Annotated in this window: 1 pseudogene; it reads right to left on the bottom strand. The window is 67.9% G+C overall.

From position 1 onward, the window contains the following. Positions 1-318: pseudogene (locus tag MKK54_RS01440) on the bottom strand (acetyl/propionyl-CoA carboxylase subunit alpha); the annotation flags it as partial.

The raw sequence follows: 318 nt of genomic DNA, 5'->3' as shown, positions 1-318 counted from the left end.
GCGACCCGGATCATCAGCTCCACGAGGTCGAGCCCGGTGATCATCTCGGTGACCGGGTGTTCCACCTGGAGCAGGGTGTTCGTCTCGAGGAATTAGAACGTCTGGTCCTGGCCCGCGACGAACTCGACCGTCCCGGCGGGATCGTAGTTCACGGCTTCTGCCACTGCCCCGGCCTGCTCGCCCATCTTGGCTCGGGGATCCCCGTCCTGGAGCGGCGGCGGGCCCTCGCGGTTACCGTCTCGGTTCCGTCTCCCGCTCGGGTCCCTCCGCTCGCGGAGCACCACCCATCGCCCTGCCTGTTCACCGATCACCTGGCGT

This window comes from Methylobacterium sp. J-068, from assembly GCF_022829445.1.
Taxonomy (GTDB): Bacteria; Pseudomonadota; Alphaproteobacteria; order Rhizobiales; family Beijerinckiaceae; genus Methylobacterium.
This window is presented reverse-complemented; position numbering and strand designations above follow the sequence as displayed.